This window comes from Streptomyces sp. NPDC021012, from assembly GCF_044333355.1.
In the GTDB taxonomy this organism is placed as follows: Bacteria; Actinomycetota; Actinomycetes; order Streptomycetales; family Streptomycetaceae; genus Streptomyces.
Map to the genome: position 1 here is coordinate 701,963 of NZ_JBIRQU010000001.1, position 13,125 is coordinate 715,087.

Here is a 13,125-nt window from a genome sequence, read left to right on the forward strand (position 1 = left end):
TGCTGTTCCTCACGGGTTGGGGGTGTTCAGCTCGGGTCCGAGGAGCCAGGCGGCGATCTCGCGGATCGCCCCGGAGCCGCCCGGGGTGACGGTGACCGCGCGGGCGGCGGCCCGTACGGAGTCGTGGGCGCTGCTCACCGCGACGGGCCAGCCGACGAGGTGGAAGCAGGGCAGGTCGTTGACGTCGTTGCCGGCGTAGAGGACGCGCTGCGGGTCGATGCCCTCGGCCTCGCACCACTCCTTGAGGGCCCGGTCCTTGCGGTCGATGCCGTGCAGGACGGGGATCTTGAGCTTGCGGGCGCGGGCGGCGACGACGGCGTTCTGCTCGGTGGAGAGGATGAGGACGGGCAGTCCGGCGCGGCGCAGGGCCGCGATGCCGAGGCCGTCGCCGCGGTGCGCGGAGACGAACTCGCGGCCCTCGGCGTCGAGGTGGACCCGGTCGTCGGTCTGGGTGCCGTCGAAGTCGAGGACGACGGCGTCGACGTCGGCGAAGCCGGGCGTGACGGGCTCGTCGAGGAGCGGCGCGAGGGCCCTGGCGCGGGCGAGGTCGTGCGGGTCGTCGATCTCCAGGACCCGGGCCGGGTCGGTGACGACGAGCGCGGTGCGGCCGAAGAAGCGGTGCCCGTGGGTGCGGAAGCCGGTCGCGTCCATCGCGTAGACGGCGCCGGTCTCCAGGTACTCGGGCTCCCGGTCCTGGCGGCGCGGGCGGTACGCCTTGTCGTGGTTGACGCCCTCGGCGCCCGTCGCGGTCTCGCGCCAGAGGAAGCCGTGGGTCGGGGCGGCCGTGAAGGCGGTGTCGGCGGCGCCCGAGGTGATCCGTCCGGCGGTCTCCCCGACCTCGGCGGAGGTGAGGAAGGGGCTCGTGCACTGGACGAGGAGGACCACGTCGGCCGGGCGGCCGTGGACGGCCTCGAAGGCGTCCATCGCGTGCAGGACCGCGGCCTCGCTGGTGGCCGTGTCGCCCGCGATCCCGGCGGGCCGCCGGACGGCCTCGGCCCCGGCGCCGCGGGCCGCCGCCGCGATGGCCTCGTCGTCGGTGGACACCACGACGTGGGTGACGTGCCGGGCCCCGAGGCAGGCGCGGACGGCCCGCGCGACGAGCGGGACACCGGCCACGGGAGCGAGGTTCTTGGCGGGCACGCCCTTGGAGCCTCCCCGGGCGGGGACGACGGCGAGGACGACGGGCGCGGGGCCCTCGACGGGGGTCGCGGCGGGCTCCGAGGCCGGGGTCGCGGCGGTGGCGGGCTCGGCGGCCGGGGTCGCGGCGGGCGGGGCGGTGGCGCTCATCAGAGTTCTCCCAGGCGGCGGATGACGGGGGCGACGCGCTGGACGCCGTGGCGGTACGCGCCCCGCGCGGCCTCCCGGACGACCCGGCGCATCCCGCTCTCGCGGGGCTCGGGCGCGGTGACGTCCAGGCGGTGGCGGGCGAGGATCCCGGGCAGGTAGCCGGGGGCCGTCTCCGCGGTGTAGTAGGGGCTGATCGGGGGCAGCGCGGGGAGCGCGAGGAGCTCGGCGACCCGGTCGCGGGCGGCGTCGAAGGCCTCCCCGTACGAGCCGTCGGAGGCGACGCCCTGCCGGGCGAGCCAGCTCTCGTCGGGCTCCGGCGCGTCCCCCTTGTCGAGCCGGTCGAAGGAGGTCAGCAGGCCGGAGCCGACGAAGTGGTGGTTGCCGAGCGCCTCGCGGACCCCGAGGTCGGTGAGGATCGCGGTGGGGATCCGGCGGTGGAGCGCTTCGAGGGCGGCCGTGGAGGAGACGGTGACGAGGAGATCGGTGCGGTCGAGCACCTCGCCCATGTGCCCGTACACGAGGCGGAAGTTGGAGGGCGGGTCGAGCTCGCGGACCAGCTTCTGGAAGGGGTACTCCTCCAGGTGCGTGGTGTGCTCGCCCGGCTTGGAGCGGAGCTTGAGGAGCACCTCGCGGTCCGGGCGGAGGCGGGCGTGCTCGACCAACCGCCTCAGCACGTAGGCCCGTTCGGCCCGGGTGGCGGGCACGGAGGGCTGGGCGGCGAAGACCAGGGTGTCGCGGCCGGCCTCGGGGGCGTGCGGGGCGCCGCCGAGGAAGGGCAGCGCGGCCTCGACGACCGAGTCGGCGCCGGCGCCCACGCCCTCGTACACGGCGCGGAAACGCTCCGCGTCGTGGCGGGAGTTGGCGAGGACGACGTCGGCGCCGTGGCGCAGCAGCAGGCCGTCGGTCAGCTTCTCGTACACGACGCCGACGTAGCCGGTGACGATCACCGGGCGGCGGTCGAGGGAGAGGTCGGCCAGACCCTGCAGGACGGCGCGCACGGTGCCGCCGACCAGCGCGAGCACGAGGACGTCGTATCCCTCGCCGCGCGCCTCCGCGTCCCGTACCGCGCGCAGGAACTCCGCGCCCGTCACCTCGCGCGGGGCGACCCGGGAGACCCCGGTCTCGGCGAGCTGGCGTGCGGTGGGGGTGGCCCGTCCGCGCAGGACGAAACCGGTGGGTTCGGCGTCCGCCGTGGTGATGCGGCGCGCGGTGAGGGCGCCCCATTTCCACCGGGTGTCGGAGTCGGCGAGTACGGCGATCCGTACTGCTTCTCTGGTACTTGCTGGCACGTCGAGGACGCTAGAAGGGCATTCCCCTTTCCGGCCCAACTGGGCCGCAACAAACGGTGAACAGAGCCTCTCCGCCCGCTGAAGCGGGTCGTTTACCGGACAGGCGGAGGCTGAATCCCCCCGTGGGGAAAGGCGGTTAATCGGCCCGCCGCTTGGTGTTCACCGAAAGGCTGCCCGGCGGTCGGTGGGAATGCCGGGGACGGCGCCTAGCGTCGGCCGCGTGGTCAAGCTCTCCGTCGTCGTGCCGTTCTTCAACGTGCAGACATACGCCCCCGACACCCTCACGAGCCTGCGGGCCAACGCCCGCGAGGACTTCGAGTTCCTGCTGGTCGACGACTGCTCGTCGGACGGGACCCCGGAGCTCCTCGAACGGGCCGCGCGCGAGATCCCGGGTGCCGTCCTGATCCGGCACGAGCGCAACGAGGGCCTCGCCACGGCCCGGAACACCGGCCTCGACGCGGCCCGCGGCGAGTACCTCGCCTTCCTCGACGGGGACGACTGGCTCGCTCCCGGCTACTACGGGCGCCTCGTCGCCGCCGCCGAGGAGCTGCGCTGCGACTTCCTGCGCACCGACCACGTCACGGTCACCGGCCGCAACCGCGCGGTGCGGCGGGCGCCCGTCCCCCGGCGCGGCGAGGTGCTGCGCCCGCGGGACGCGATCCTGCCGGCGCACCGGACGACCTCGGTCGACTATCCGTACGCCTGGGCGGGGATCTACCACCGGCGGCTCCTGGACCGGGGTCTGCTGCACTTCCCGCACGGCCTCCGGACGGCCGAGGACCGCCCCTGGATCTGGAAACTCCACCGCGAGGCGGAATCGTTCGCGGCAATCGGGGAACTCGGTGTGTTCTACCGGCGCGGGGTGGCCACTTCCCTCACGCAGATCGGCGATGTCCGGCAATTGGATTTCATCCGCGCTTTCGATCAGGTGATCGAGGAAACGGCGAAGGACGAGGATGCCGCTCTTCTTCTTCCGAAGGCCGTCCGGACGTATTGCGCGGTGATTTCCCATCACATCGGTTCGATCGAACGGTTCGAGCCCGAGGTGGCGCGTCAGTTGAAGGCGATGAGCGCGGGCGCGCTGCGGCGGATGCCGCAGGAGGTCCTCGACGAGGTCCTGCCCGCGATGGGCGGGGACCGCGCGACGATGCTGCGCCGGCTGCGCAGGCGCCGCCCCGCTCCCCCGCCGACGGCACCGGCCGCCGGCGCGGACGCGAAGCCGGCGGAGGTGGCCGCGTGAGCGCCCGCCGGACCACCCAGATCTTCTGCGCCTCCACCCTCTACGGCGCCGTGACCCTCGCCGCCGCCCTCGACAGCGGCTGCTTCGGCCCCGCCGACCGCCGGGTCCTCCTCGTCACCAACAACGCGGCCGTGCCGGAGACGACGCCCGCCCTGGACGAGGCCGAGGGCTTCGAGCGGGTGCGCGGCCGCTTCGACTCCGTCCTGTCCTGGAACGAGACGATCTCCCCGCTCCACCCGGGCGGCTGGACCCCGCGCGCGAGCGACCTGCCGATGCTCCAGCGCCATCTGCGCAAGCTCTGGGACCTCGGCGACGACCGCGTCGAGCTCGCCCTGGAGTCGATCCAGGTGACGCCCGCGCTCGCCATCGCCCAGCTGCTCCCCGAGGCGCCGATCACGGTGTACGCGGACGGTCTGATGAGTTACGGGCCGACCCGCAACAAGATCGACCCGCTGGTCGGCGGGCGCGTGGGCCGGCTGCTCCACCTGGACCTCGTCCCGGGGCTCACGCCGCTGCTGCTCGCGGAGTTCGGCGCGGTGCCGGAGCCGGTGCCGACGGAGGCCTTCACGAAGGTCGTCGAGGAGCTGTCCCTCCCCGCCGCCGGAGCCGCCGGGGAGGGCCCCGCGCTGCTCCTCGGCCAGTACCTGGCCGCGCTGGACCTGCTGACGGCCGCCGAGGAGGAGGAGCTGCACCTGCGGATGGTCCGGGGCGCGGTCGCCCGCGGTCACCGGCGGCTGGTCTTCAAACCGCACCCGATGGCCCCGGACGCCTGGTCGCACTCGCTCGTGGAGGCGGCGCGGGAGCTCGGCGCCGAGCTGACCGTGGAGGACCGGCCGGTCCTCGCCGAGGTGCTCTTCCGCGAGCTGCGGCCCGCGCTCGTCGTCGGCTGCTTCTCGACGGCGCTGCTCACGGCGTCGACCTTCTACGGGGTGCCGGTCGCCCGGGTCGGCACGCGCGCCCTCCTGGAGCGGCTCACCCCGTTCCAGAACAGCAACCGGATCCCGCTCACGGTCGTCGACGCGGTCGTCCCGCCGCTGGAGCCCCTGACGGAGGGCGACGCCGGCGAGATCGGTACGGAGGAGCTGAACGACCTGGTCGCGGCGGTCGGCTTCGCGATGCAGCCGAAGATACGTCCGGAGCTGCGGGAACCGGCGGTACGGCACCTCTCGGGCCCGCTCGCCGAGCGCACCCGGCACCACTTCACCCGGCGCCGCCTCACCGTCCTGGGCCTGCCGGGCGGCCTGCCGATCCCCCGCCACCCGGGGGTCCGCCGCCTCGCGCGGCGCGCGCTGCGGCTGCGCAAGGCGCTGAAGAAGTAGCGGACCCTCCGAAAGGGCGGGCCCGGGACCCGTGCGGGGGTCCCGGGCCCGCAGCGCCTACGGGGATCAGGCGCGGACGATCGGCTCCTGGATCTCGGCGACCCAGCCTGCCGGGTCCTCCGGGCACTCCAGGTACAGCTCACGGGCGTAGCCGCCCGACCGGTACCCGTTGGTGTCGATCCAGGCGGCGAGCGTCTGCGCGGTCGGCAGGACCTCGTCCATCGAACCGCGGTGGACGATGGTGGCCGCCTCCTCGATGCCGGGCAGGACGTGCACCTCGACGCCCTCCGCGACCGTGCCCTCGGGCACGGTCGTCGCCGCGTGCACGACGACCGAGCCGTCCCCCCTGCCCGCGTCCTCGTAGTACGCGACGGCCGGGCCGAAGCCGGTGACGCCCGCCCTCTCCAGGCGGCCGCACAGCTCCTCGTACAGCGGTCCGATGACCGGCGTGATGTCCTGCGGCCCGAAGCTCGCGGCGAGCCCGCTCAGCTCGGCGACCCGGACGGCGGGAACCTTCTTGACGACGACGTCCTGCGTGGACATGCGTCCCTCGCTCTCGATGGCGCGGAGCCTCGCACCGACCTGGGCGAGCCGGGCCCGCGCCGCCTCCAGGGCCGCTTCCAGCTCGGCCTGGCGCAGCCTCAGCATCCCCCGCAGCTCCTCCGCGCCGACCTCCTCCCGGAGGATCACCCCCACCTGTTCGAGCGTGAAGCCGAGGTCCTTGAGCGCGATGACACGGTTGAGCAGCGCGAGCTGGTCCGCCGAGTAGAAGCGGTACCCGCTGCACGGGTCGACGTGGGCCGGGCGCAGCAGTCCGATGGCGTCGTAGTGACGCAGCATCCGGACCGACACCCGCCCGTGCCGGGCGAAGTCTCCGATGGTGAACATGACGACCCCTACGGAACGGCCTCACACGGTGTGAGGGTCAAGCGCTGGCCAGCGAGAGCTTGGCGGCGAAGCCGAGGAAGAGGGCGCCGGCCGCCGTCGTCGCGCCCGCCGAGAGGCGCTTGCGGCGGCGGAAGGCGGCGGCGAGGCGGGTGCCGCTGAATATCAGGGTCGTCAGGTAGAGGAAGCTGCCGAGCTGGAGCAGGGTGCCGAGGACCAGGAAGGAGAGCGCCGGGTAGGCGTAGGAGGGGTCCACGAACTGCACGAAGAAGGAGATCAGGAAGAGGATCGCCTTGGGGTTGAAGAGGCTGATGATCAGCGCCCGGCGGTACGGGTGCTCCACGGAGCCGGTCTCCTGCGGGGCGGGCTCGTCGGTCACCGTCTCGTGCCGCGCGCGCCACATCTCGCGGGCGGCGCGCAGCATCCCGTACGCCATCCAGGCCAGGTAGCCGGCGCCCGCGTACTTCACGATCATGAAGAGCAGCGGCGTGGTCTGGAGCAGCGAGGCCGCGCCGAGGGCGGCGAGGGTCATCAGGACCGTGTCGCCGGTGAACACACCGGCCGCGGCCTTGTATCCGGTCTGGGTGCCCTTGCGGGCGGCGACGGACAGCACGTACAGCGAGTTCGGCCCCGGGAGCAGGATGATGAGGACGAGGCCCGCGAGATAGGTCGGCAGATCGGTGACACCCAGCATGAAGCGGAGTGTCGCACACCGGTACGACACTCCGCTTTAAGTTTCAACAGGTGGAATGGGTCAGAACGCGTCGGTCGGGACGTATGTGCCCCACACCTCGCGCAGCGCGTTGCACACCTCGCCCACCGTCGCCCGCGCCTTCAGCGCCGCCTTCATCGGGTAGAGGACATTGTCCGTGCCCTCGGCGGCCTTCCTCAGCGCGGCGAGGGCCGCGTCCACGGCCGCCTTGTCGCGTTCGGCGCGGAGGCGGGCGAGGCGTTCGGCCTGCTGGGCCTCGATGGCGGGGTCGACACGGAGCGGCTCGTAGGGCTCCTCGACGTCGATCGCGTAGCGGTTGACGCCGACGACGACCCGCTCGCCGCTGTCGGTCTCCTGCGCGATCCGGTACGCCGAGCGCTCGATCTCGTTCTTCTGGAAGCCCCGCTCGATCGCGGCGACCGCGCCGCCCATCTCCTCGACCCGGCCCATCAGCTCCAGGGCCGCGGCCTCGACGTCGTCCGTCATCTTCTCGACGACGTAGGAGCCGGCGAAGGGGTCGACGGTGGCGGTCACGTCCGTCTCGTACGCCAGGACCTGCTGGGTGCGCAGGGCGAGGCGGGCGGACTTGTCCGTCGGCAGGGCGATGGCCTCGTCGAAGGAGTTGGTGTGCAGCGACTGCGTGCCGCCGAGGACGGCCGCGAGGCCCTGGACGGCGACCCGGACGAGGTTGACCTCGGGCTGCTGGGCGGTGAGCTGCACGCCGGCGGTCTGGGTGTGGAAGCGGAGCATCTGCGACTTGGGGTTCTCCGCGCCGAACTCCTCCTTCATCACCCGCGCCCAGATCCGGCGGGCCGCCCGGAACTTCGCGACCTCCTCCAGGATCGTCGTGCGGGCCACGAAGAAGAAGGACAGCCGGGGCGCGAAGTCGTCGACGTCCATGCCGGCGGCGACGGCCGTGCGGACGTACTCGATGCCGTCGGCCAGGGTGAACGCGATCTCCTGCGCGGGCGAGGCACCGGCCTCGGCCATGTGGTAGCCGGAGATCGAGATGGTGTTCCACTTCGGGATCTCGGCCCCGCAGTACTTGAAGGTGTCGGCGATCAGCCGCAGCGAGGGCTTCGGCGGGAAGATGTACGTGCCCCGCGCGATGTACTCCTTGAGCACGTCGTTCTGGATCGTGCCGGTCAGCTTCTCCGCCGGGACGCCCTGCTCCTCGCCGACCAGCTGGTACAGGAGCAGGAGGAGCGCGCCGGGGGCGTTGATCGTCATCGACGTGGAGACCTTGTCCAGCGGGATCCCGTCGAACAGGACCCGCATGTCGTCGATCGAGTCGATGGCGACGCCGACCTTGCCGACCTCGCCGTGCGCGATCGGGGCGTCGGAGTCGTGGCCCATCTGGGTCGGCAGGTCGAAGGCGACCGAGAGGCCCATGGTGCCGTGGGCGATGAGCTCCTTGTAGCGGGCGTTGGACTCCACGGCGGTGCCGAAGCCGGCGTACTGCCGCATGGTCCAGGGCCGCCCGGTGTACATCGAGGGGTACACGCCGCGCGTGAAGGGGTACGCGCCCGGCTCGCCCAGTTTCTCGGCGGGATCCCAGCCGTCCAGGACGTCCGGCCCGTACACCGGCTCGATGGGCAGCCCCGACTCCGACTCGCGCGCCATGCGTTGTGCCTCCCTCTGGACAGGTCGCTCAGAACAGGATGCGCGGTCCGTGCCTCAGGTGCGCAACCGCACGCGCGCGGGAAGCATCCCTACGTACACACGACACACCTCGGGGGAAACGATGAAGCGGTCTTCGTCCGTCATACGCAGAGTGGTCCTGGCAGCGGCGGCGGCGGCGCTCGCCGCCGGCTGTACGCCGGACGCGTCCGGCACCGGTCCCACGGGCACGGGTACGGGCACGGCTCCCGCGCCGAGCTCGGCCGCGCCCAGCGCCACGCCCACCACGGACGCCAAGCCGCCGTCGCCGTCCTCCACCGCCCCCGGCTCCACCGCCACGCCCTCGACGGGGACGCCCGCGCCGAAGCCCCTCATGGGCGACGGGGACGAGAACGAGCAGGTCCGCGAGCTCCAGGCGCGGCTGCGGCAGCTCGACTTCTTCGACCGGGCCCCCACCGGTTTCTACGGGACGATGACGGCGGGCGCCGTCAGGAAGTTCCAGGCGCGCCGGGGGCTGCCGGAGACGGGCTCGGTCGACGAGAAGACCTGGCAGACACTGCTCTCCGTGACCCGGAAGCCGACCGCCGACGAGCTGAAGCCCGCGACGACCAACAAGCTGGACACCCCGGACCCGCGGTGCATGACCGGCCGGGTGCTGTGCATCAGCAAGGAGAGCCGGACGCTCGCCTGGATGATCGACGGCAAGGTCGTCTCGTCGATGGACGTCCGCTTCGGCTCGGAGAACACGCCGACCCGCGAGGGCCTCTTCAAGGTCGAGTGGAAGGCGAAGGACTGGACGTCGACGATCTACCACACGCCCATGCCGTACGCGATGTTCTTCAGCCGCGGCCAGGCCGTGCACTACTCGGCGGACTTCGCGGCCCGCGGCTACGCCGGGGCCTCGCACGGCTGCGTCAACGTCCGGGACCGGGCCAAGCTCTCCGCCCTCTTCGACCAGGTGAAGGTCGGCGACAAGGTCGTCGTCCACTGGTAGGGGCGGAGGGAGCCTCGGCGGGAGGAAGAAGGGGCGCGGGTGGGACCGGGGGAACGTGTCCCACCCGCGCCGGGTGCGCGGAGCCGTAGGTACGGGGGGAACCCCGGCTCTCTGCGCGGCCGATGACCAGTCGGCACTTCTTACTGCGCCGACGGGCCGAGAAGTGTTACACCCCGAGCGGAAGACGTGCCTCGGCGGTGATTCCGGCGGGCAGCGCGAGGGTGACTCCGGCCGGGAAGCCGGGCTCGGGGGTGCCGCCCGCGGCCCGGTTCACGGCGCCGCCGTCCTGGTCGCCGCTTCCGGAGCCGCTGGTGGAGGTGCCGTTCGACGTGCCGTTGGAGGTGCCGTTGGACGTGCTGTTCGAGCCGCCCTTGTGGTCGCCGTCGTCGCCGTCGGAGCTGTCCCCGGAGCCGCCCTTGCCGCCCTTGCCGCCGGCCGGGGAGTCGTTCTGGCCGTTCTCCGTGGACGTGCCGGTGTCGCCGGAGAGGATCCGGTCGCAGTAGCCGCGCAGGGTCTCGCCCTCGCGCAGGACGTCCGTGATCTGCCGCCGGCCGGCGGCGTCGAGCTGCCCGGTCCGATAGGACCGGCAGGCCTGGAGGGCCTTCTCGCGGGCGTCCTGCGAACCGCCGCCGTCCGTGTCGCCCCGGCCGTCGCCGGTCCTGCCGGGCCTCGGCGTGTCCGGGCCCGTCGTGAGCGTGCCGTGCCCGTCCGGGGTGCGGGGGGTCGGGGCGGTGGACCAGGAGTCGGCCGAGGGGGACGAGCCGGGCGTGGGGTCGCCGCCGCCCGGTTCCGTCGGGGGCGCGTCGGGGTCCTGGCGTATGCCGGGCTCCTCGGAGAGCTGCGGGTCCGCCGTCTGCGCGGCCGTGACGGAGCTGGCGGGCGCCGGGTCGCCCAGCGGCAGCACGCCCGTACCGGCGGCGACGGCGACGCCGCCGACCGTGACGGCGGCGACCGCGGCGGCCAGCCCGTACCGCACGGAACGTCCCCAGCGGCGCGCCGGGGCGGCGAGGGGCGCGAGCCGCACCCGGCCCAGCTCGGCGACGGCGGTACGGCCGGCGGGTGCGGGCACGGCGGCAGCGGCGGGCGCGGACGCGGCAGCGGCCCGCTCGGCGGTGGCCGCGCGGAAGGCGGCGAGCGCCGCGGCCTCGCCGGGCAGTTCCGTGCGGGCGGACGGCGGGACGGCCGGGACGCGGGCCGTGCCGAGGGCCTCGGCGAGGCGCTCGGCCTGGACGCGCGCGCGGTCGTCGACGGCCTCGACCGGTTCGCCGCGGAGCAGCCGCTCCGCGGCCTCCTGATCGAGCCACTGGTACCGCTCGTCGGCCATCACATGTCCTTCTGCGTACGCGGACGTGATTGCGTCACACCGCCGGGGGCCACGGACCCCGGCACGCGACCGCGTTGCGGAGGGACGCCGTCCAGGGGGACGACGGTTCCCGCGCCGCCGTCCTGCCCGTCGACCCCGAGGAGTTCGGCGAGCTTCTTGAGGCCCCGGTGCGCGGCGGTGCGCACGGCGCCGGGGCGCTTGCCGAGGGTGTCGGCGGCGCTCTTGGCGTCGAGGCCGACGACGACGCGCAGGACGACGGCCTCGGCCTGGTCCTGCGGGAGCTGGGCGATCAGGTGCATGGTGTCGCCGGTGGCGAGGGCCTCCAGGGCTTCGCCGGCCGTGTCGGAGTCGGCGGGCTTGTCGGCGAGTTCGGTCTCGTCGCCGCCCGTGGCGGGACGGCGGCCGCGCATCCGGACGTGGTCGAGGGCGCGGTTGCGGGCGATGCGGGCCGCCCAGCCCCGGAACCGGTCCGCGTCGCCGTCGAAGCGGTCGAGGTCGCGGGCTATCTGGAGCCAGGCCTCGGAGGCGACGTCCTCGGCGTCCCCGTCGCCGACCAGCGTGCGTATGTAGCCGAGCAGCCGGGGGTGCACGGCGCGATACACAGTACGGAAGGCGTCTTCGTCCCCGTCCTGCGCAGCGAGCACCGCGGCCGTCAGCTCCGCGTCGTCCCCCAGCACTCCCCAAACCCTGTTCGTCGGTGACGTGGTCGCGCCCCGCGTCATCGCGGCTGGTCACGACCGCCACGCAGCCTCGCGCACCTGCACGCTACGTGGTGTCGCGGCGTCACGTCCACGCGGTCCGGGGTCTTTGTGCAACTTGCAACCTCCGCGCGGCCGGGAGAGTGCGCGGACAGGTGTGCGGAAGGGTGTGACAGAAAACGCACCACTGGCGCTGTTAGGAGTACGGAGTCGTGCTGCGGCTCCGCGGACGACGACCGGGGCCTCTCCTGTGGGGGGTGGCGGCCCCGGTCGTCTCCCATTTCCCCCCTTTCGCGCCCCGCGCCTTCTCACTCCTCCTCGCGCTTTCTCTCACTCTTTCTCGCGACCTCTCGCCCGTCGGGGAGAAGTACGCCCTTCGAGTGTCAACCGGCCGTTGACAGTGGAGGGGTGTCAACCTAAGGTTGCCTCATGACGAATCCAGTCGGCCCGAATGTCCCCGTCCGTCTCGACGAACTCATCGAAGCGATCAAGAAGGTCCATCCGGACGCCCTCGAACAGCTCTCCGGCGCCGTCATCGCGGCGGACCACCTCGGCGACGTCGCCGACCACCTCATCGGCCACTTCGTGGACCAGGCCCGGCGCTCCGGCGCCTCCTGGACCGACATCGGACGCAGCATGGGGGTCACCCGCCAGGCGGCCCAGAAGCGCTTCGTCCCCAAGGACCCGGACGCCGCCACCATGGACCCGAACTCCGGGTTCAGCCGCTTCACCCCGCGCGCGCGCAAGGTCGTCGTCGCCTCGCAGGAGGAGGCCCGTACGGCCGCCAACGACCAGGTCCTGCCCGCCCACCTCGCCCTCGGCCTGCTCGTCGACCCCGACTCGCTCGCCATGAAGTGGCTGACCGGGCACGGCGTGACGGAAGAGGCGGTACGCGACGCGGTGACCCCGACCCTGCCGCCGCGGACCGAGCAGATCCCCGCCCTGATCCCCTTCGACGCGGACTCGAAGAAGGTCCTGGAGCTGACGTTCCGCGAGGCCCTCCGCCTCGGCCACAACTACGTCGGCACCGAGCACATCCTCCTCGCCCTCCTCGAGCACGAGGACGGCAAGGGCCTCCTGAGCGGGCTCGGCCTGGACAAGGCCACGGCGGAACGCGAGATCGCCGAAGCGGTCGCCTCGGTCATCATCGAGACCCCGGAGGCCTGACGGCCGGGCCCCGCCCGCCTCAGGCGGTGCGGGCCCGGCGGGAGACGACCGCGCGCAGTACTCGGCCGCCCTCGACGGAGAGCTCACGCGCCCGGCGCAGTCCGGTGGGGCCGTGGGCGACCGTTTCGAGGACGGCCTGCTGGCGGCGGAGCTCCCCGGCGAGCAGCGGGCCCGCGCCGTCCGCGTCCCCGGCCCGGCAGCGCTCGACGAGCCCGTCGGGCACTCCGGCCGCGTCGTACCGCCCGTGCAGGGCGAGCGCCGCGACGGAGCAGTCCGAGGCCCAGGCGCGCAGGGCCTCGGCGGTCCAGTCCTCCGGGGCCCGCACGAGCATCCCCCGTACGGCCTCGGCGTCCTCCGTACCGTCGACGTCCAGTTCGACGCGGGCCTTGGCGACGGCCTCGCCCCAGGCGCCCCCGTCGCCGCGCGCGACGGCGGCCCACACGGGGCGCAGGGCGTCGGCCCGGTCGGGGGCGAGCAGCGGCAGGCAGCGGTCCAGACAGGCGAGTCCGGCCGCGGCCAGCCCTCGTTCGTCGGCCCCGCCGATCAGTTCCAGCAGGCTCCGGCCGTTCACCGACGTCATGGACGCCTCC

At 73.4% G+C, this 13,125-nt stretch carries 12 protein-coding genes; 4 read left to right on the top strand and 8 right to left on the bottom strand.

Features of this window, described 5'->3' with window-relative positions; translation table 11 throughout:
• Positions 1-9: 9 nt before the first annotated feature.
• The gene (locus ACH4TP_RS03215; protein WP_398435436.1) at positions 10-1,287 is read right to left on the bottom strand and encodes a cytidylyltransferase domain-containing protein; all 1,278 of its coding nucleotides are present in this window, start codon (positions 1,285-1,287) and stop codon (positions 10-12) included.
• Positions 1,287-2,576 carry a DUF6716 putative glycosyltransferase gene (locus ACH4TP_RS03220; protein ID WP_398187081.1) on the bottom strand — a complete coding sequence of 430 codons (1,290 nt, stop codon included), beginning with the start codon at positions 2,574-2,576 and terminating at the stop codon, positions 1,287-1,289. The genes ACH4TP_RS03215 and ACH4TP_RS03220 overlap by 1 nt, the downstream gene beginning before the upstream one ends.
• A 220-nt stretch (positions 2,577-2,796) precedes the next feature.
• Here ACH4TP_RS03220 and ACH4TP_RS03225 point away from each other — a divergent pair, with 220 nt between their 5' ends.
• Both ACH4TP_RS03225 and ACH4TP_RS03230 read left to right on the top strand, forming a co-directional pair.
• The gene (locus tag ACH4TP_RS03225) at positions 2,797-3,816 is read left to right on the top strand and encodes a glycosyltransferase family 2 protein (protein ID WP_389220518.1); all 1,020 of its coding nucleotides are present in this window, start codon (positions 2,797-2,799) and stop codon (positions 3,814-3,816) included.
• Entirely contained in the window at positions 3,813-5,135 is a 1,323-nt protein-coding gene (locus ACH4TP_RS03230) for a polysialyltransferase family glycosyltransferase (protein WP_389220521.1), read from the top strand. Before ACH4TP_RS03225 ends, ACH4TP_RS03230 begins: the two co-directional genes overlap by 4 nt.
• 66 nt (positions 5,136-5,201) lie before the next feature.
• Here the strand turns inward: ACH4TP_RS03230 and ACH4TP_RS03235 are convergent, their stop codons facing one another.
• From ACH4TP_RS03235 to ACH4TP_RS03245, 3 genes are read right to left on the bottom strand one after another with little or no spacing between them, the layout of a single operon-like run.
• Positions 5,202-6,023, bottom strand: coding sequence for a MerR family transcriptional regulator (locus tag ACH4TP_RS03235; RefSeq protein WP_398435439.1), 822 nt, complete (start codon positions 6,021-6,023; stop codon positions 5,202-5,204).
• 37 nt (positions 6,024-6,060) lie between these two features.
• Positions 6,061-6,714 carry a leucine efflux protein LeuE gene (gene leuE / locus ACH4TP_RS03240; protein ID WP_398435440.1) on the bottom strand — a complete coding sequence of 218 codons (654 nt, stop codon included), beginning with the start codon at positions 6,712-6,714 and terminating at the stop codon, positions 6,061-6,063.
• Between the two features lie 60 nt (positions 6,715-6,774).
• Complete coding sequence (locus ACH4TP_RS03245; RefSeq protein ID WP_398435441.1) at positions 6,775-8,355, bottom strand: methylmalonyl-CoA mutase; 1,581 nt, start codon at positions 8,353-8,355, stop codon at positions 6,775-6,777.
• A 157-nt stretch (positions 8,356-8,512) separates the two neighbouring features.
• Here ACH4TP_RS03245 and ACH4TP_RS03250 point away from each other — a divergent pair, with 157 nt between their 5' ends.
• The gene (locus ACH4TP_RS03250; protein WP_398435776.1) at positions 8,513-9,346 is read left to right on the top strand and encodes a L,D-transpeptidase family protein; all 834 of its coding nucleotides are present in this window, start codon (positions 8,513-8,515) and stop codon (positions 9,344-9,346) included.
• A 166-nt stretch (positions 9,347-9,512) separates the two neighbouring features.
• Here ACH4TP_RS03250 and ACH4TP_RS03255 read toward each other — a convergent pair whose 3' ends face one another.
• Both ACH4TP_RS03255 and ACH4TP_RS03260 read right to left on the bottom strand, forming a co-directional pair.
• Positions 9,513-10,670, bottom strand: a complete 1,158-nt coding sequence (locus ACH4TP_RS03255; protein WP_398435443.1) for a hypothetical protein — start codon at positions 10,668-10,670, stop codon at positions 9,513-9,515.
• Entirely contained in the window at positions 10,670-11,347 is a 678-nt protein-coding gene (locus ACH4TP_RS03260; RefSeq protein WP_398187098.1) for an RNA polymerase sigma factor, read from the bottom strand. The genes ACH4TP_RS03255 and ACH4TP_RS03260 overlap by 1 nt, the downstream gene beginning before the upstream one ends.
• Positions 11,348-11,797: 450 nt before the next feature.
• On the opposite strand from ACH4TP_RS03260, the gene ACH4TP_RS03265 reads away from it, so the two are divergent.
• The gene (locus ACH4TP_RS03265) at positions 11,798-12,535 is read left to right on the top strand and encodes a Clp protease N-terminal domain-containing protein (RefSeq protein WP_389220542.1); all 738 of its coding nucleotides are present in this window, start codon (positions 11,798-11,800) and stop codon (positions 12,533-12,535) included.
• A 19-nt stretch (positions 12,536-12,554) separates the two neighbouring features.
• Here the strand turns inward: ACH4TP_RS03265 and ACH4TP_RS03270 are convergent, their stop codons facing one another.
• Positions 12,555-13,115 (bottom strand): hypothetical protein, encoded by a 561-nt coding sequence (locus ACH4TP_RS03270; RefSeq protein ID WP_398187103.1) that lies wholly within the window; start codon positions 13,113-13,115, stop codon positions 12,555-12,557.
• Positions 13,116-13,125 lie beyond the last annotated feature (10 nt).